This window comes from Natrinema versiforme JCM 10478 (assembly GCF_000337195.1).
Classification (GTDB): Archaea; Halobacteriota; Halobacteria; order Halobacteriales; family Natrialbaceae; genus Natrinema; species Natrinema versiforme.
Genome location: NZ_AOID01000022.1, coordinates 126,258 through 144,476 on the forward strand (window position 1 = coordinate 126,258; position 18,219 = coordinate 144,476).

Genomic DNA, 18,219 nt, shown 5'->3' on the forward strand with positions numbered 1-18,219 from the left:
GGCTTCGGTTCGCTCGTTTTTCTGCGATTACTCACTCCCGGCCGAGCGTGTGGAACTCGTCGTTCGGCCGCATCTCGGCGAACATCGCTAGCCGGTTGCTCATATTGTAGTAGGCCGTGACGGCCCCGATGTCCCAGATGGCTTCCTCGCTGAAGCCGGCCTCGCGCAGCGCCTCGAGGTCGGCGGGCTCGACTTCGGTCGGCCGCTCGGTCAGTTTCACAGCGACGTCGAGCATCGTCCGGTGGGCCTCGTTGATATCGGCGGTCCGGTAGTTGGCGACCAGTTGGTCGGCCAGCGTCGGATCGTCGGCGTAGATCCGGACGAGCGCGCCGTGGGCGACGTTGCAGTAGTAACAGTGATTGACGCCGGAGACGGCGACAACGATCAGTTCGATCTCCTCGCGCTCGAGTGCGGTGTCCTCGACGAGCGCGTCGTGGAACTGGAAGAAGGCCCGGAAGTGCGACGGCTTGTACGCGAACGCGGCGAACACGTTGGGCGTAAAGCCGGCGCGCGCCGTCTCTTCGGCGATTCGGTCCCGGAGGTCATCGGGTAGGTCGTCGAACGCCGGCACGGGGAATCGCCCCATCGCATCGTCGCTGAGTTCGGGATCGGGGTCGGCCGGTGGCTCGGATTCTGAATTGCCCATAGTGACCGTTTCACAAGCAGTCGTAATAACGCGGCGGCGAACCCGAGCGTTAGTCGTCAAGAACGCCGCCCGCATCGACCGCCGCGTCCCGAATCGCCGCCGCGTCGGGAGCCGTGAGGAGGTGTGCCTCGCAGTCACAGTCCGAGGCACCGAACGCCGGAACCGGATCGCCCGGCAGCGACCCCGCCAATTCGCACTCTCTGTCAGCGTTCGGAAACGTGATCGCGTTCTCGAGGCTCGCGGTCGGGTGACCGAGCAGGTAATCGATGTGCCAGTGGCGCGTCTCGCGCTCGCCGCCGGCGAGTTCGCGGTGGCGGTCGACGCGACTGAAGCCCCCGGGGCCAAACGCGCTGCCGACGTAGGCGTACGCGCCGGCGGGGAATTCGCGATCGCCCAGCGCGCCGACTTCGATCGTCGCCGATCGGGTCACGTCGATGACGAGGACGTACGTGCCGCTCATACCGGCCGATCGAACGGCGGCGCAAAAACGAGTGTGTTCTCGGCTCGCAGCGACGACTCGGCTCGCACGCGGCGTTAGCTCGACCAGTCCTCGTCGCGGGCCCGATCCTCGTCGGCAGTCGGATCGCGCTCGTGGACGTGGCGGCGGTTGCTCATGTCGTCGTCCTGCGAGCGCTGGGTTCGGTCGCCGCTCGAGCCGCGATCCGACTCGCGGGAGTCCGTCCAGTCGCCCTGCTCGGATCGCCGTCCCTGTTGTTCGTACTCGAGGCCGCCGCCGGTTTGTTGCTCTCGGTTCATGCGGCCGCTCGAGCGGTCGTCGCTGCCGTACTCGTCGCCGCGGTCGAACTGCTGGGAGTCACCGTAGTCCCGCTGTGATCGCCCGCTACGTTGGTCGCCGCCGCGGTCGCGCTGCATCCCCGACTCGTGGCCTTCGCTGCGCTGGTGGCGACCGTACTCGGGTTGTCCCTGCTGGTACTGGCTGCCGTGTTGCTCGCCGCCCCGTCGGGACCGGATTTGCTGATCCTCGCCGCGGCTGGTGCTTTGCTGGCCGTGGTGGTGTTGGTCCTGTTGGCCCCGCGTGTGACTCGTCGAACCGGACTGGGTGTCCCGGTTCCCGTGCCAGCGCTGTTGTGCGCCTCGTTGATTTTCGCCGCGATGCGTACCCTGCTGGCTCCGACCGGACTGGCCGCGCTGTTTCCCCTGCGTGCGATCCTGCTGTCCCTGCTGTTCACGGCGGCCGTGCGTGCCGCGCTGTTGGGACTGCTCTTGTTGGGGCTGCGTATTGTGCTGTTGTCCGTACTGTTCCTGCTGATTCTGCGTATTACGCTGTTGTCCGCGCTGTCCCTGCATGCCGCCCTGTTGTCCGCCGCGGCGCTGCTCGTGTCGGGCTTCGCCGCCGTACTCGAGGTTTGCCTCGTCTATCGCGTCGGTTTCGAACCCGCTGCGCTGCTGGCGGCCGCCCTGCTGCCGTCCGGATTGGCCTCGCTGTCGGCCCGATTGCTGGCCGCGCCGGCGGTCGGACTGCTGCCCGTGCTGCTGTGTCTCTTGTTGGCCGAACTGTTGGCCGCGTTCGCCGCGTTGCCGGCCTCGTTGGCCGCGCTGAGTCCCCTGTTCGCGTTCCTGCTGGGACCGGCCGCGCTGCGGGTAGTCGCCCTGGCCTCCGCCAGATTGCCCGCCGCGCTGCTCTCGATCGGCAGTCGTGCCGGAACCGCGGCCCCGGCCGCTGTCGCCGGACGACCCCTGCTGACCCTCCGTTTGCCGGCGCTCGCGCTCCCGCCGGTCGGGACCCTGCGCGCCGACATCGTCGCTGTCGCCGCGACTGAACATGCCGTGGAGCCAGCCACGGTCCCCGCCCTGCCGGCTCCGATCGGTCTCGTGGCCCTGTCCCTCGCGTCGGTTCTCCGCGTCGCTCAAGCGCTCGGTTCGGTCCTCGGTCTCTCGTCGGTCGCTGTCGTATCGGTCGTTCATGGGTGTGGCTGTGTAGATCGTCGGCTGTGGGTTCGATCGTCGATGCTGTCTCGCCCCGTTCGACGCGCTGGTCGCTGGCGGTCGTAGTACTGCGATGGCTGCTAAACCGAACGTGCGGATAAACGCTGAGCGCGCGCTCGCATGCAGAACGGAGCCGGATTGGCGAGCCCGAGTCGGATCGCTCGAGCGCAGTCAGGGACCGAGACCGTCTCCGTTCGGTGATTTGCTCCGAACGGCAAGTATCGTTATTACAGTCTAGTTGCTCCACCGAGACAATGGAGTTACCCAGCTCTCTCTATCGACGGCGAACGGTGCTCGCTGTCATCGGATCTGTCGCATCCGTCGGTGTCGCCGGGTGTCTCGAGGAATCCGATCCGGAGTCGACGAATCCCTCGCCCACGGACGGCGACCCGCAACGCCGAACGATCGGGGACGATACCGTCGATCAGATTTTCGTCGACGGTCGGAACAGTATGTACCAACAGGGGGCGACGGTCACGACGAGCGAACCGTCTCTGGCCTGGAAACGGGATCTCGATGTCGACTACTACAGCCGGATCGGTCGCGGACCGCTTCTCTCCGAAGACTCGCTCTTCATCAGCAACAATCGAGACATTCTCGCGGCGATTTCGCGGACCGACGGCTCGGTTCGCTGGCGCTTCAGCGAGACGGCCGCGGACCCGTATACCGCTCATCGCGCCTCGGTAGCGCGTACTAACGGCGTCGTCGTCACTCTCGTGTTGAACAAGCGGACGCGCGACTCGGAAGTGATCGGAATCGATCCCGAAACGGGCCAGAAACGGTGGGCTATCCCGCTTCCCCTCGACGAGAGCGATGACGAACACGCAACGGCGTTCAAAGTCGACGGTGATCGAGCGTACGTCGGCACGACGACGCGGACCGATGACGGTGTTTCGAAACTGTACGTGGTCGACGTGGCGAACCAACGCGTCGAGTGGCAGGCGTCGCTCGCGGCCGGGAACCTGTATCCCGAGGACATGGCGATCGATGACGGGACCGTGTTCCTCACGACGGACGAGGCACCGGCCGACATGGCGAACGTCGTCGCGTTCGATTTGGAGTCACGTAAACGACGCTGGGACGCGACGCTCCCGATCGGCGAAGGCATTCCCGTCGTCGATACCGACCACGTCTACCTCCCGGTGAAGGCTGCGGACGGCCCGGATAGTATCACGGCGCTATCACGGGCTGACGGAACTGTGGCGTGGCGGTTCGAACAGCGGGACGCACCGCGAACGGGCGTGACCGTCGATGACGAACACGTCTACGTCGTCGACGACAATCGACTGTACGCGCTCGAGCCGACGGACGGGACCCCGACGTGGTCGTTTCAACCCGATGGCGGGCCCAGACTGGCAGGGAGCAGTGACACACTCCCGGTCGTCACCGAAAACCTTCTCGTCGCCGGCTCGTGGCCCGGCGACGAGGCACGAATCCGTGCGATCGACAAAGCGAGCGGTGAACTGGTATGGAGATACGACGTGCCCCACGGAACAGTCACGTCGCCGTTCGTCGCTGACGAGACACTGTGGGCCATCGGCAACGACCATTCGGATGAGGGGCCGATCACGCTGTACGCACTGACCGGTCAGGCGACGGAGTGATGATGGCGACCAGACGAGAGCCGATACTCCGGTAAACCGTCCCCGTTGGCACTCGTCCTGTTCGGTCCGTCCGTGTCCGCTCCGGACGGCTACCGGGGCCGGTTGGGACGGACGGGCCCGTTCCCGAAATCGTAGACCTGCCGCGCGTCCGTGTTTGGCCCGAACGCGAACAGGCCACGTGCGGGTTCGTGTTCGTAGGTCACCCACTGGGGCAGCAACTGGGCCCCGGTCAGTTTGCGGACGGCGAGCTGTTTGAGCCGCGCCTCCGGCGTGAGGTGGTCCGTCAGCCGCAGATCGACGATCCCGTCGAAGACGTGTTCCGCCACTGGCGGGCCGCCCTGTTCGGCCGTCGTCGCGGCGGCGACGATCGGCACGAACCGCGCCTTGCAGACGGTCGCCCGAACCTCCGTGACGAACTCCCGAATCGACTGTTCGTGGAGCACCGACCCGAGGTCGTCCAACGAGTCGATCGTGACCAGCCCGGTCTCGGTCATCTCGAGGTCGTCGAGCGCGCCGTGAAGCCTGTTTGCTACTTCGCGGCGGTCGCTCGGATCGCGTACGTCCACGATGGCGTCCTCGGCGGCCTCGCCGACGAACGTCGACCAGTCGTTGCGGTTGTCGCGGAAACCGTCTCGATCCTCGAGCCGATACGTGAAACAATCGATGATCCGCAGCCGGTCGTTTTCGAGCGCCGGTAGCACGTTCNNGGGTTGGCAACCGAGCAGACGACGGCGGGCTCGCCGCGCTCGAGGGCGCGCCACGCGAGTTCGATCCCCAGTTCGGCGCGGCGGGTCCCCTCGTCGCCGGAGAGCAGTAGCAGCGAGTCCGCGGGAATCCCGTTCGGAACGAGCGAGTCGAGCGGCTCGACGCCGGTCGCGACCCGTTTGTAGGCGTCGGGCTCGGACATCGTCGAGTCGTCGGCGGCGGCGTCGCGGCACGCGGTCGAACAGTATCGCCCGTCGTCGCTCTCGACGGGGTCGTCCGGGATCGGATAGTGACAATGATCGCACTCGAGCGGATACGCCCGAGCGCGGTCCGTCCGGAGCTGGTCAGACATATCGAACCGCCCTACCACGGACGGACCAATAGAACCCTCCCCTGCGGGTCACCGCGCTTATCGGTCCGAGCCGTCGCGAGTGACGGCTTGGAGGTCGTCACCGACCGCCTCAGTCGGATCGAGACACCGATCGGACGACGACGCGAGACGATCGAGCGTCGTCCGCCACCGTTTTCTCTCACAGCCGTGAGGGGCTACACATGGACAGCGCACTCGTTATCGGCGGCACTCGCTTTATCGGACGCCACCTCGTGGAGGACCTGCTCGAGCACGAGTACGACGTGACGATCTTCAATCGCGGGAACAGCGAGAACCCGTTCGCAGACGACGACCGGGTCGCCCACGTCGAGGGCGACCGCACGAACGACACCGCCCTCGAGTCGGCCGCGATGACCGTCGACCCCGACGCCGTCTTCGACTGCGTCGCCTACCACCCGAAGGACGTCCACGCCGCGACCCGGATATTCGACGACTGCGAGGCCTACGTCTACGTCTCGAGCGGCGCGGCCTACGGTGCCGAGGAGATCCCGAAGCGGGAGGACGAGACCACCCTCGAGCCCTGTTCGGCCGAGCAGGCGACCGACGATACCTTCGAGACCTACGGCAATCGCAAGGCCGAGGGCGACCGCGCCGTCTTCGCGGCGGCGGACAACGGTATCCGCGCCATGGCGGTCAGACCGCCGATCGTCTACGGCCCCCACGACCACACCGAGCGACTGGACTGGTGGATCGACCGCGTGAACCGATTCGATCGCGTCGTCGTCCCCGGCGACGGGACGAACCTCCGCCACCGCGTCTTCGTCGAGGATGTCGCCAGCGCCCTGCGGATCGTCGCCGAACGCGGCGACGCGGGCGAGGCCTACAACGTCGGCGACCGGCGACTCGTCACGCTCGAGGAAATGGTCGATCTGATCGCCGAGTCGCTTGAAACGTCGGTCGATCTCGTCCACGCCGGCCCCCGCGAACTCGCGGCCGGCGATATCGATCTCGACGACTACCCGCTCTACCGATCCTATCCGCACGTCCTCTCGACGGCGAAACTCGCGGCCCTCGGCTGGGAGTCGACGCCGCTCGAGGCGGCCATGGATCGCTCGGTCGCGGCTCACCTCGAGAGCGACCGTGACGGGGACGACAACGGGCCGGACCGGGAGGCCGAGGAACGCGTATTGAGCATTCTGGACACGCTCTAATCGGACTGCCGAAGGCGCTCGAGGCGTCGCGCCGTCGACGGCGTCGCGGCGAGTCGTTCGTGGAGACGACTGCGACTATCGGTCAGGCCGGGCTGTGCTTCGTAGGCGCTCGCGAGGGGTCTAGCCCCGAGTTCGCGAGCCCCACGGCGGTCGGCGGCGAACTCGCAGCGCTGGAGATGCCAGACGAGGAGCGGCCAGGAAACGGCGAGGCCGACGAGCGCGACGAGTATCGACAGCCAGACAGTCAGGGTCACAAACAGCCCGAACAGAGCCGCCACGACGAGCGCCCGGCGCTCGAGCAGTCGGAGGTCGTCCGCGGCGCGTTCGCGCGCACACAGCGCCGCCAGTTCCTCGTCGTCGAGGACGTCGAACGCGTAATCGGTCGCGTATAGCTGCCGGTTCCAGAACGGGCCGTCGAGGTAGAGTCCGGCCGTTTCGGTTTCACGGCCGGAAAACACGCCGGCGACCGTCGCTGGCAGCTCGGCTCGGTCGGCCGCGGCCTCGAGCCGTCGTCGCTGCTCGGCCGTCGGGTCGGAGATGTCCTGCGTGAGTCGAATACTGTACTGTAGCCAGGCGTAGACGCCGATGACGAGGACGGCGAATACGACCGGAATGAGAAGCGGGCTCGGATCCGACGTACCGAGAAGTGCCGTGAAGGGGGCGAGCATCCCCAAACAGAATATCGCGATCGCCACGAGATATTTGCCGAGTCGGGCCACTGCGGTCGGTGCGCTGATTTCGATCCCTCGGCGCTCTCGAGCGGACGGAAACACGCCGAGGTACGCGACGAGGACTGTGACGATCGTTCCGGCCGCCGTCGGGGCCCACGCGAGCGGCGTTGCGAGACCACTGCTCAGTATCGGATGGACGGACGAGAGGCTCGTCTCAGTCGCGTCGATGAGGCCGGAAAAGACGAGGACGAGGAGGGCGCTGATGCCGACGACGGTAAGAAACCGATACGTCCCTCGCGATCCCGGATCGTCGGTCTCCCTGCGTCGAATCGCGAACAGTCCGTACAGCCGACCAGTGATGTAGCCCACGACGAGCAGCCCGAGCCAGCGTGCGAGCATACCGATCATATCCCTGAGTTCTCCTTAGTAAATATATAAAACACCGTTTTCGATACAGCGGGACTCGAGCCGATCGATACGAACCCGGCGCAGCGATTTCCTCCCAGCCGGCGCGCCGACGAGGAAAAGCACATGTCCCGGGGGTGTGTCAGGGCCACTATGTTCGAGAAGTCGACGTGGATTCGCCTCCCGCGAAACGTCGTCGTCGGTCACGGCGTTCGCGACGAGGTCCTCGACGTGGTCGATGATCTCCACCTGCAGGGGCGGCCGCTGTTTATTACGAGTCCGACGCCTCGAGAGGTCGCTGCGGACCCCATCGCGGCCGATTTCGAGGCCGCCGGGATCGACCCCGCGATCGTCACGATCGAGAAAGCGACCTTCGACGCCGTCGAGCGGGTGATCGAGGCCGCCGAAGCCGAGGAGGTCTCCTATCTCGTCGGGATCGGCGGCGGGAAGGCCATCGACATCGCGAAACTGGCCAGTCACCACCTCGATATGGGCTTTCTCTCGGTGCCGACGGCAGCCAGCCACGACGGGATCGTCAGCAATCGGGGCTCGGTTCCCGACGGGGACTCCCGGCACAGCGTCGCCGCGGAACCGCCGCTTGCTGTCGTCGCCGACACCGGCATCCTCGCCGAGGCCCCGTGGGACCTGACCACGGCCGGCTGTGCCGACATCATTTCGAACTACACCGCCGTGATGGACTGGCGGCTCGCCCAGCGGCTCCAAGACGTCGAGTACTCCGAGTACGCCGCCGCGCTCTCGGAGATGACCGCCGAAATCCTCGTGGACAACGCCGATCTGATCCGCCCGGGTCTCGAGGAATCCGCATGGGTCGTCACCAAGGCGCTGATGTCCTCGGGCGTCGCGATGAGCATCGCGGGCTCCTCGCGGCCGGCGAGCGGGGCCGAACACCTCTTCTCGCACCAGCTCGATCGGCTGGCACCCGAGGCGGCCCTGCACGGCCATCAGGTCGGCGTCGGCTCGATCATGACCGCCTACCTCCATCAGGGCGAAAACGGGATCTGGCGGGACATCCGCGATGCGCTCTCGAGCATCGACGCGCCGACGACGGCGGCCGAACTCGGCATCGACGACGAGACGATCATCGAGTCGCTGACGACCTGCCACGAGATCCGGGACCGCTACACGATCCTCGGCAACGGGATGAACGAGCGGGCGGCTCGAGACGTGGCGACGAAAACGGGCGTCATCGACTGAGAGCAGCCATCGAGGGGGCGACGGTTGATCTCAACCCAGATCGGCGCGCTCGAACTGCCAGATGCCGAGCGCGAGCGGGACGACGAGCCAGCCGAGCATGACGACGACCATCGTCTCGCCCTGCAGGAACCATGGTAGCTCTTCGGGAATAGTGTTGAATCCGTCGGGGAACACGAGTCCGGTAGAGTTGACGTACGCCGCCGTCGGGCTGACCAGCGACTGGACGAACGCGATCTGGTTCGTCGAAATCTCGAGTCCCGCGAGGTCGTTCGCCACGTAATCGATGACGAGTTGCAGCGGGCCCAACACGTTCAACACGCTGGTGACGAAGAAGAAGGCGATCGAGCCCCCCATCGCGCGCGACCGGGAGGCCGTCGCGGCCGAGATGCCGATCGCGACGGCGACGTAGGTCAGCGCGTACAGGACCGTCAGCGCCATCATCCCGCCCAATACGTCGATCCGTGTCTCGGGATACCACAGCAGTGTCAGGACCGCACTCACCAGAAACGCGACGACGATCGACGCGCTGACGACGCCCGTTCGGGTGATGAACTTCCCGAGGACGACATCGCGGCGCGCGTTCGGAATCGAGAGCAGATACTTGATGCCGCCGGATTCGCGTTCGCCGGCGATCGCGAGGTACGCCGTGACGAGCGCGATCAGCGGGATGAACATCGCGCCGACGGCTGTCAAGTTCCAGAGCGAGTACAGGATATTCGGGTCCTGACTGCCGGTCTGGCCGGCGTAGATCAGCAACAGCATAAACAGAACGTAGAGCGCGCCGACGAACCAGACGATCTTCGCCCGGCGGACATCGAGGAAGTCCTTTTTCGCGACATCGAGCGTACTCATGCCGACACCTCCGTGTCGGCCGCCCCCTCCGCTCGCTCGCCGTTTGTGTAGCTGTTGAACAGTTGCTCGAGCGAGACGTCTTCGGAGACGATGTCTTCGACGGTCGTCGCCGACGCGACGTGGCGGACGACGTCGACCTTGACCGAGGGATCGGCGCAGGTCGCCGTGATCGTCGTACCCTCGACGGACACCGAGCGAACGCCCGTGAGACGGTCGAGATCGAGGCCCTCGGGGACGGTCGCAACCTCGAGCGTGATCGGCGCGCCGAGGTCGAGTTCGCCCTGGAGATCGTCGAGCGTGCCGGTCGCGACCAGCCGCCCCTCGTTCATGATGCCGATGCGGTCGCAGACGGCCTCGACCTCGCCGAGGATGTGACTCGAGAAGAAGACGGACGTTCCGCGGTCCGCTTCCTCGGCGATGATCTCCCGCATTTCCTGCATCCCCGCGGGATCCAGCCCGGAGGAGGGTTCGTCCAGGATCAGGAGGTCGGGATCGCCGACCAGCGCCATGCCGAAGCCCAGCCGTTGGGCCATCCCCTTCGAGTAGTCGCCGGCGGGGCGGTCGCCCTCGCCGGAGAGACCGACCTGCTCCAGGAGGGCGTCGGGGTCGTCGGCGGCGTCTTTCGTGTCGATGACCCACTGGAGGTGTTCGCGCGCGGTGAGTCGATCGTAGACGCTCGCCCCTTCGGGGAGGACGCCGATGCGACGGCGGATCTCGTCGGTATCGGCTTGGGCGTCGAGGCCGAGGACCGACGCGTGCCCGTCGCTCGGGCGGACGAAATCGAGGAGCATGTTGATCGTCGTCGACTTTCCGGCCCCGTTCGGGCCCAGAAAGCCGAACACTTCGCCGTCCTCGACGGTGAGGTGGAGGTCGTCGACGGCGAGGACCGACTCGCCGTATCGCTTGGTGAGACCAGTCGTTTGGATGGCGGCCATATGCGGGGCCTCATTATCCATTGGTGTATATTTTTTGCAACTAACACCGAGAAACGACCGGTCCAGTGCGGCTCAGACGTGCTCGTCGAGGAAGTCGGCGATCGCGGAGTAGGCTTCGATGCGATTCTCGAGCTTCGAGAAGCCGTGGCCCTCGTCCTCGAAGAGCAGCTTCCGGACGGGAACGCCCTGTTCGGCCGCCTTCTCGGCGATCTGTTCGGCCTCGCCGACGGGCACGCGGGGGTCGTTTTCCCCGTGGAGGACGAACAGCGGGGCCTCGATGTTCTCGACGTTGTTGATCGGCGAGATCTCCTCTAGGAACTCTCGGTCCTCGGCCAGCGAGCCGTACTCGGCTTCGCGGAGTTCCCGTCGCCAGTCGCCCGTATTTTCGAGAAACGTGACGAAATTGGCGATGCCGACGGTGTCGACGCCGGCCGCCCAGAGGTCGGGATACTCGGTCAGCGCGGCGAGGACCATGAAGCCGCCGTAGGAGCCCCCCTTCGCCGCGATTCGGTCGGGATCGATCGCGGGATGATCCTGCAGCCACTCGACGCAGGCCTCGATGTCGGCGACCGAGTCCATTCGCTTTTCGACGTCGTCGAGGCTGGCGTAGTCGGAGCCGTACCCCGACGACCCGCGGACGTTCGGCTCGAAGTAGGCGTAGCCCCGGTCGAGGAAGTACTGTTTGACACTCGAGAAGGAGGGCCGTCGCTGGCTCTCGGGGCCGCCGTGGATGTCGACGATGACCGGCGTTTGCTCCGCCTCGCGGTCGTCGGGGAGGCTCAGGAAGCCGGGTACCTCGAGGCCGTCGAAGCTCTCGACGCTGACGAGTTCGGAGTCGGTAAACGTTTCTGGAGGGATACCCGCGGTCGGCGCGCTCGTCCATTGCTCGGCGTCGCCGGTCTCGACATCGACCACGAAGACGTTCGTGTTGACCGTGTCGCCGCTTGTCGACAGCGCGAAGCGCTCGGCGTCGGGGTCGAAGCTCACGCCGCCGGAGATCCCGCCCGGCAGATCGGGCTCCGAAAAGGTCTCGAACTCGGTCGGCTCGTCGGGGTCGAGCTCGCCGACGGTGAGGTCGGTGTAGCCCTCGACGTTCCGCGAGTAGACGAACCGCCCCGTCTCGTCGTCCAGCGCGATGCCACCGACGTTCCAGCCGTCGCCGTCGGCGACGGTCTCCAGTTCCCGCTCTCCGCCCCCGCCCTCGAGGTCGAGATAGGCCAGATACAGCGTATCGGTGTCGCCCTCGTCGGTGACCAGATAGACGCCCTCGCCGTCGGGGGCCCAACTTGCGCTCTGATAGCGAACGTCGCCCTCGTGGGGCGTGAGGTGCTCGAGGTCCGGGTCGTCGGCCTCGAGGTCGAGCACGTACAGGTCCTGATCGAAGTTGGAGTAGGCCTGCGAGACGAGCAGCCGCGAGTCGTCCGGGCTCCAGCCGGACAGCGAGAGCCAGCCGTCGCCCTCGTACACCAGCTGCGCCTCGTCTCCACGCTCGTCGCGGCCCTGTACGTACACGTCGAAGACCGACTCGTCGCGGCGGTTCGAGGTGAAGGCGAACCGTTCGCCGTCGTGGCTCCAGCCGCCCCAGCGGTGTTTGGCCTCCGGCATCGCGGTGGCGTTCTCGATCTCGCCCGTTTCGGCGTCCAACCGGAACAGTTGCGCGCGTTCGTTGCCACCCTCGTCCATTCCGAAGATCAGTTCCGGGCGTTCGGGCGACCACGAGGCGAAGGTCACCCGCTCGTCGTAGAACGTCCGCTGCTCGGGCCAGTCGCGGGGCTCCTCGAGGGTCCAGACCTGCGAGGTGCCGGTCGTGTTCATCAGGAAGGACAGCCGTTCACCGTCGGGGCCGAAGGACGCGCCGTAGGCGCTGCGAACGTTGAGATAACGCTCGATGTCGTAGCCGCTCATGCCACACGAGTCTCGGTCCGACGCGTAAACCGTTTCGCCTCCGGCGAGTCCGCCGCGCGGGCGACGACCGGCCTGGGTCTGCGGTGGAGACGCGGTTCCAAAACGGGTCCGATCACCTCTACCGGGACACGTGTTGTCCGTGTACGGTCCGCTTGTCCCGCCGGTCCACGAACGGAGCCGTGTCCGTAGGGACCGGTTATCCGCTGTGCAGACGGGGCAGCCGGCAGTGATGTACGCTGGGTCGCTACCCGCACAGAACGAGGCTCGAGTCGGGGATGGCTGTGCTTAACAAAGCCGTATCGCGTGCCGAACCCAGTCAATGGCAGAGGAAGTCGACGAGTCGCCGGTCGGGACCGTCCTCGTAACGACCGTGCTCATCCTCGCGGCGTTCGGGCTGACCATCGCGGCCGTCGGGCCGGAACTGTTCACGGCCGAGTCGGCCGAGGTGCCCGAGTCCAACGGCGAACTCGAGTCGCTCGGGAGTCAGGGAGCCGACGCCGAAACGGCGGGTGACGGCTCCGGGAACGAGAGTTCCGACGAGGGTGGGGGAAGCGACCGCGAGAACAACGAGTCAGATGGCGATCCGATCGATATCGGCGGTAACGAAAGCAGTGGCAACGAGAGTGTCGGTGGAAACGAGAGTATTGGTGGCAACGAAAGCAGTGACAACGAGAGTATTGGTGGCAATGAAAGCAGTGACAACGAGAGTATCGGCGGCAACGAGAGTGTGGGGGGTAACGGGAGTGACGGCGGCAACGAAACCGATGGTGACGATGCGGAATCCGGGACCGGTGAGGACGACAGCGACGAGGGGACAGCTGACGGCGAGAGCGGCGACGACGATGGCGACGATACGGACGAGAGCGATGCGGAGAGCGGGAGCGATGATGACGGTGGGGACGACAACGAAACGGATGGCGACACAGACGGGGAGAGCGCGGACGGAGACGACGATACCGACGACACCGACGACACTGACGACACTGACGACGGGTTCTTCTAGCCACCGGAGTCGGCCGCTCGTTTCAGCTCCGAACGGTCTCTGAATCGGCGACCGAGGGCACTCGAGTTGAGCGAAACAGGGAGTTTTTAACCTCTCGCTCGCATTCTGCGAGCAGATGCGAATCGCGTTCGTCTCGTTCGAAACGGCACACCACCGCGACACCGAGACGAACCAGCGGCTGCGGACCGTCTGCGAACTCCTCGCGGAGCACGGCCACGACGTCCACTGGTACTGTGCCGGGTTCTGGGCCGGCGAGGAGTCCACGTTCGACGCGGACGGAATCACCTATCACGGGGTCTCGAGCGGCCTCGAAGCCCGGAGTTCGTTTCTCTTCCGACTCCCGTTCGTTCTGGCGGCCGCGAGTCCGGATATCGTTCACGTCAGCGCACAGCCGCCGAACCAGGTCGTCGCAGCCAACTGGGGGGCGACGCTCGCACGCGCCCCGCTCGTCCTCGAGTGGTACGGCGACAGCGGCGTCGCAGACACCCGTTGGACGCGGGTCGCGACGGGCCGCCCGGACCGGATCGTCACGCCCTCGGAACTCGTCGGGACGTGGGTCCGAGAGATCGGGGCCGACGGCGACCTCGTCGAGACGATGCCGAACCCCATCGACTGCGAACTGATTCAGGCCGTCGAACCGGGCGCGGAAGTCGACGTGATCTACGCTCGCCGGCTCGACGAGGGGGCAAACCTCGAGAGCCTGCTATTAGGGTTGGCCGAACTCCGCGGCCGGGACTGGTCTGCGAACATCGTTGGCGACGGACCGGAACGGGACGCCTACGAGCAACTGGCGCGGGAGCTTCGGATCGAGGATCGGGTGACGTTCCTCGGCGACCTCGAACTCGAGGAGCGGATCGCGGCCTACCGCGGGGCCCACGTCTTTGCCCAGACGGCCGACCACTGCGTCTTCCCGACGGAACTGCTGTGGGCGATCGCCGCCGGCTGCGTCGGCATCGTGGAGTACCACGCGGACTCGAGCGCCCACGAACTCGTCGAGGGCTGGGACCGCGGGTTCCGGACCACCAGCGAGGACGAGTTAGCCGAGGCGATCGTCGCGGCGGGGGATCTCGAGCACCGCGAGTACGACGAGGCCTTTACCGACTACGATCGCTCGGCGGTCGCCGACCGGTATCTCGAGCTGTACCGAACGCTACAGGACGAACGCGGTCTCCTGTAGCAATCCACCAGCGCCGGCCGCTGACGGGCAACTGTCGGATGGAGATACCTATATGTCGGTTCGAAAGAGAATTCGGCCATGCACGACGACTGTGACTTCTGTCGGATTCTCAGTGGTGATCGATCAGCGCATGTCTTCTACGAAGACGAGCAAACGGTTGCGTTTCTCGACCGGAACCCGGCCGTAACCGGACACTGCCTCGTTATTCCGCGCGGCCACGAGGAAGACGTGCTGACGATCGACGAATCGGTCTCGACGGCCGTCTTCGAAACGGTCCGGACCGTTTCGAACGCGCTGGAGGCGGCACTCGAGCCGGAAGGGTTCAGCGTCTTTCACACTAGCGGGCCGTTAGTTGGGGCCGTCGATCACGCACACGTCCACCTCCTCCCCCGCTTCGGGGACGACGACGTGGCGCTGTCGCTGTCGCGGGATCGGCTCGAAGACGACGCCGCCGCGGCCCTCATGGGTCGCGTGAAGGCACACCTCGAGCACTGAATTGACGGCCGACGGGATCGGAGTCGGCGCTCAGAGGTCGAACTTCGCGGCCGCCGTCTCCATGTCCTTGTCGCCGCGACCCGAGAGATTCACGAGGATCGTGTCGTGCTCGCCGGCCTCGGCGAGTTCGATCGCGCGAGCGATCCCGTGGCTGGACTCGAGGGCCGGGATGATGCCCTCGGTCTCGCTCAGTTCGCGGAAGGCCGCGAGCGCTTCGTCGTCGGTGACGCCCGTGTACTCACAGCGGCCGACGGCCCGGAACATGGCGTGTTCGGGGCCGACACCGGGGTAATCGAGCCCCGCCGAGACGGAGTGAACGTCGACGTCCTCGTCGAGGACCCGCGTCTTCATCCCGTGGATCACGTCGTCTCTCCCCTGTGCGAGCGGGGCGGCGTGCCGGCTCGAGTCCGAACCTTTCCCGCCGCCTTCAGCGCCGTAGAAGTCGACGTCATCGTCGCGGAAGGCGTGGAACAGGCCGATCGCGTTGGAGCCGCCGCCGACGCAGGCGACCGCGGCGTCGGGCAGGTCGCCCGTGCGCTCCTGGATCTGCTCGCGGGCCTCCCGACCGATGACGCTCTGGAAGTCCCGGACCATCCGCGGGAACGGATCGGGGCCGACGACGCTGCCGACGAGGTAGTGGGTGTGCTCGACGTTTTCGGCGAAGTCCTCGAGCGCCGCATCGACGGCATCGGCCAGCCCCTCGTCCCCCCGCGTGACCTCGTTGACCTCGGCACCCATCAGTCGCATCCGGAAGACGTTCATCTCCTGGCGCTCGACGTCTTTCCGGCCCATGTAGATCTCCGTCTCGAGGCCGAGCAGGGCACCGACCATCGCGGTCGCGGTGCCGTGCTGGCCGGCCCCGGTCTCGGCGATCAGCCGGTCGCGGCCGGCCCGCTTGGCCAGCAGGGCCTGGCCGAGCGCGTTGTTGATCTTATGTGCGCCGCCGTGGAGCAGATCCNTCAGAGATGTGTATAAGAGACAGTTGTTGATCTTATGTGCGCCGCCGTGGAGCAGATCCTCGCGCTTGAGGTAAATGTCCGCGTCGTAGCGCTCGCTCAGGTTCCGTGCGTAGTACAGCGGGGTCGGCCGGCCGGCGAACTCCTCGAGCAGGTCGCGCAGCTCCGATTGGAACTGCTCGGTATCGGCAACCTCGTCGTACGCCGTTGCCAGTTGCTCGAGCGGGTCCCGGAGCGGCTCTGGGACGTGTCGGCCGCCGTATCCCTCGAACTTTCCGTTTTCCATACGCCGGTGGATTGCGCGTTCAGGGTGAAATAGATTCCTGCTGGCGGCTCGCGGTCGCGGTGGTCTCGGAATTCCTCGAAGACGATGGCAGTGAGGGTGCCAACGGTGCCGACGCGGAGTGAGAGCGCCGACTCGAGCGCGGTCGATTCAGCGGTCGACGCTCCCCAACACGATATCGAGACTGCCCAGCGTCGCGATCAGGTCGGCGACGTACTCGCCCTCGGCCATCTCGGGGAGCGCGGAGAGGTTGTGGAAACACGGGCTGCGGATCTTGAACCGGGCCGGCGAGTTCGAGCCGTCCGCGCGGATGTAGACGCCGAGTTCTCCCTTCGCGCTCTCGACGGCGCGGTAGGTCTCGGTCCCCGGGTCCGGTTTGAGCGTCCGCGGGACGTTGCTCTGGACCGTGCGCTCGTCCTCGGGCCAGTCCTCGAGCAGGTCGAGACACTGCGCGATGATCTTCGCGGACTCCTCGACTTCGCGAAGCCGGACGAGCACGCGTGCGTGGTTGTCACAACTGTCCTCGGTGACCACGTTCCACTCGAGGTTGTCGTAGTAGCCGTAGGGGTCGTCTTGCCGGAGGTCGTAGTCGATGCCTGAGGCGCGGGCGACGGGACCCGTACAGCCGTAGTCCTTGGCGACTTCGGGCTCGAGCACCCCCGTTCCCATCGTCCGTCGCTGGAAGATTTCGTTGCCGGTCAGCAGGCTGTGGTACTCGTCGACCTTCGCGGGGAGTTCGTCGAGGAAGTCCCGGCACTTCTCGACGAACGCCGCGCGGGGCTCGGGCAGATCCCAGCAGACGCCGCCTAACCGGAAGAAGTAGAACATCATCCGCTGGCCGGTCAGATCCTCCAAGATGTCCTGGACGACCTCGCGGTCGCGCATGCCGTACTGGAAGATGGCGGTGAAGTCGCCGTAGACATCCAGCGCGAACGTCGAGACCGCGAGGAAGTGCCCGAGCATGCGCCCGAACTCGGTCGCCATCGTCCGCAGGACCTGCGCGTACGCGGGGACCTCGATGTCGGCGATGTCCTCGATGGCGCGGGCGACCGCCCACTCGTTGGGCAGGTTCGCGGTGTAGTCCCACCGGTTCGAGTAGGGAATGATCTGATGGCGGTAGGTCCCCTGCTGGCACAGCTGTTCCTCGCAGCGGTGCAGATAGCCGATGTCGGGTTCGACTGCCGCGACCGACTCGCCGTCGAGGACCGTCTCGAGGTGGAGTACGCCGTGAGTGGCCGGATGGTGGGGACCGATGTTGAGAAACATCGTCTCCGATTCCTCGTCGCGCTGATCTTCCGCGAGCGGGTTCGCGTGTTCAGTGTAGCTGACGACCTGCGGCTTGTCCTGGTCGTACTCGAGTGTGAGCGGGTGACCCTGCCAGGACTCGGGCAGCAGAATTCGCGTGAGATTCGGGTGGCCCGCGTACTCGATCCCGACGAGGTCGAAGGCCTCGCGCTCGTGCCAGTCGGCGGTTCGGAAGACCGGTGCGGCGGACTCACAGACCGGCGCGCCCGTCGGCAGCGGGACGATCAGCGTCACCTCGTGGGTTCGCTGGTCGTACTTCGTCAGGTGAATGATAGACTCGTAGCGGTCCTCGTACTGCTGGGGCGTGAGACAGGAGAGGTGATCGAACCCTGCCTCCTCGCGCAGCAGGCGAACCACCGCCTGTACGTCGTCCGGGCGGATCACGAACGCCGGCGCGTTCTCGTGGTCGTCCCGGCCGATCGCGTACTCGGAGAGCAGGGTCTCGAGTGCGGCCTCGTCGACGCCGTCTCCCCGCTGGTGGTCGTACTCCGGGTCGATGCGTTCGCGCTCGGCTTCGGGGTCTGGGTCCGATGTCTCACTCATTGCACATCCCTCGAGACGCCGACCGGTGGC

At 66.1% G+C, this 18,219-nt stretch carries 15 protein-coding genes and 1 pseudogene; 6 read left to right on the top strand and 10 right to left on the bottom strand.

The window, feature by feature from the left end:
• Nucleotides 1-31: 31 nt before the first annotated feature.
• From C489_RS07315 to C489_RS22565, 3 genes are all read right to left on the bottom strand, one after another.
• On the bottom strand, nucleotides 32-646 hold the full coding sequence (locus tag C489_RS07315; protein ID WP_006430565.1) for a peroxidase-related enzyme: 615 nt from the start codon (nucleotides 644-646) through the stop codon (nucleotides 32-34).
• A 49-nt stretch (nucleotides 647-695) separates the two neighbouring features.
• Entirely contained in the window at nucleotides 696-1,106 is a 411-nt protein-coding gene (locus C489_RS07320) for a GIY-YIG nuclease family protein (RefSeq protein WP_006430566.1), read from the bottom strand.
• Between the two features lie 74 nt (nucleotides 1,107-1,180).
• Nucleotides 1,181-2,572 carry a hypothetical protein gene (locus C489_RS22565; protein WP_239642040.1) on the bottom strand — a complete coding sequence of 464 codons (1,392 nt, stop codon included), beginning with the start codon at nucleotides 2,570-2,572 and terminating at the stop codon, nucleotides 1,181-1,183.
• Nucleotides 2,573-2,847: 275 nt separating this feature from the next.
• On the opposite strand from C489_RS22565, the gene C489_RS07335 reads away from it, so the two are divergent.
• Nucleotides 2,848-4,197 (top strand): outer membrane protein assembly factor BamB family protein, encoded by a 1,350-nt coding sequence (locus C489_RS07335; RefSeq protein ID WP_006430569.1) that lies wholly within the window; start codon nucleotides 2,848-2,850, stop codon nucleotides 4,195-4,197.
• Between the two features lie 89 nt (nucleotides 4,198-4,286).
• On the opposite strand, the pseudogene C489_RS07340 reads toward C489_RS07335, so the two are convergent.
• Nucleotides 4,287-5,254, bottom strand: a pseudogene (locus tag C489_RS07340) (RAD55 family ATPase).
• A gap of 200 nt (nucleotides 5,255-5,454) precedes the next feature.
• Between C489_RS07340 and C489_RS07345 the strand changes: the two are divergent.
• Nucleotides 5,455-6,444 carry an NAD-dependent epimerase/dehydratase family protein gene (locus C489_RS07345; protein ID WP_006430570.1) on the top strand — a complete coding sequence of 330 codons (990 nt, stop codon included), beginning with the start codon at nucleotides 5,455-5,457 and terminating at the stop codon, nucleotides 6,442-6,444.
• Here the strand turns inward: C489_RS07345 and C489_RS07350 are convergent.
• A complete protein-coding gene (locus C489_RS07350; RefSeq protein ID WP_006430571.1) occupies nucleotides 6,441-7,523 on the bottom strand; it encodes a M48 family metalloprotease in 1,083 nt (360 codons plus the stop codon). The two genes, C489_RS07345 and C489_RS07350, sit on opposite strands and share 4 nt — an antisense overlap.
• A gap of 150 nt (nucleotides 7,524-7,673) precedes the next feature.
• Here C489_RS07350 and C489_RS07355 point away from each other — a divergent pair, with 150 nt between their 5' ends.
• Nucleotides 7,674-8,735: an NAD(P)-dependent glycerol-1-phosphate dehydrogenase gene (locus C489_RS07355; RefSeq protein WP_006430572.1), complete on the top strand. Its 1,062-nt coding sequence runs from the start codon at nucleotides 7,674-7,676 to the stop codon at nucleotides 8,733-8,735.
• Nucleotides 8,736-8,765: 30 nt separating this feature from the next.
• On the opposite strand, the gene C489_RS07360 is transcribed toward C489_RS07355, so the two are convergent.
• The 3 genes from C489_RS07360 to C489_RS07370 form a co-directional block, all read right to left on the bottom strand.
• Nucleotides 8,766-9,587 carry an ABC transporter permease subunit gene (locus C489_RS07360; RefSeq protein ID WP_006430573.1) on the bottom strand — a complete coding sequence of 274 codons (822 nt, stop codon included), beginning with the start codon at nucleotides 9,585-9,587 and terminating at the stop codon, nucleotides 8,766-8,768.
• Entirely contained in the window at nucleotides 9,584-10,522 is a 939-nt protein-coding gene (locus tag C489_RS07365) for an ABC transporter ATP-binding protein (protein WP_006430574.1), read from the bottom strand. Before C489_RS07365 ends, C489_RS07360 begins: the two co-directional genes overlap by 4 nt.
• Before the next feature lie 72 nt (nucleotides 10,523-10,594).
• Nucleotides 10,595-12,427 (bottom strand): S9 family peptidase, encoded by a 1,833-nt coding sequence (locus tag C489_RS07370; RefSeq protein WP_006430575.1) that lies wholly within the window; start codon nucleotides 12,425-12,427, stop codon nucleotides 10,595-10,597.
• 319 nt (nucleotides 12,428-12,746) lie between these two features.
• Here C489_RS07370 and C489_RS07375 point away from each other — a divergent pair, with 319 nt between their 5' ends.
• The 3 genes from C489_RS07375 (at nucleotide 12,747) to C489_RS07385 (ending at nucleotide 15,102) form a co-directional block, all read left to right on the top strand.
• Nucleotides 12,747-13,430, top strand: a complete 684-nt coding sequence (locus C489_RS07375; RefSeq protein WP_006430576.1) for a hypothetical protein — start codon at nucleotides 12,747-12,749, stop codon at nucleotides 13,428-13,430.
• Nucleotides 13,431-13,545: 115 nt separating this feature from the next.
• Nucleotides 13,546-14,607, top strand: coding sequence for a glycosyltransferase family 4 protein (locus C489_RS07380; RefSeq protein WP_006430577.1), 1,062 nt, complete (start codon nucleotides 13,546-13,548; stop codon nucleotides 14,605-14,607).
• A 78-nt stretch (nucleotides 14,608-14,685) separates the two neighbouring features.
• Nucleotides 14,686-15,102: an HIT family protein gene (locus C489_RS07385; RefSeq protein WP_006430578.1), complete on the top strand. Its 417-nt coding sequence runs from the start codon at nucleotides 14,686-14,688 to the stop codon at nucleotides 15,100-15,102.
• 30 nt (nucleotides 15,103-15,132) lie between these two features.
• On the opposite strand, the gene trpB is transcribed toward C489_RS07385, so the two are convergent.
• Nucleotides 15,133-16,344, bottom strand: a complete 1,212-nt coding sequence (gene trpB / locus C489_RS07390) for a tryptophan synthase subunit beta (RefSeq protein WP_006430579.1) — start codon at nucleotides 16,342-16,344, stop codon at nucleotides 15,133-15,135.
• Between the two features lie 147 nt (nucleotides 16,345-16,491).
• Nucleotides 16,492-18,189 (bottom strand): NADH-quinone oxidoreductase subunit D, encoded by a 1,698-nt coding sequence (locus C489_RS07395; protein ID WP_006430580.1) that lies wholly within the window; start codon nucleotides 18,187-18,189, stop codon nucleotides 16,492-16,494.
• Between the last annotated feature and the right edge of the window lie 30 nt (nucleotides 18,190-18,219).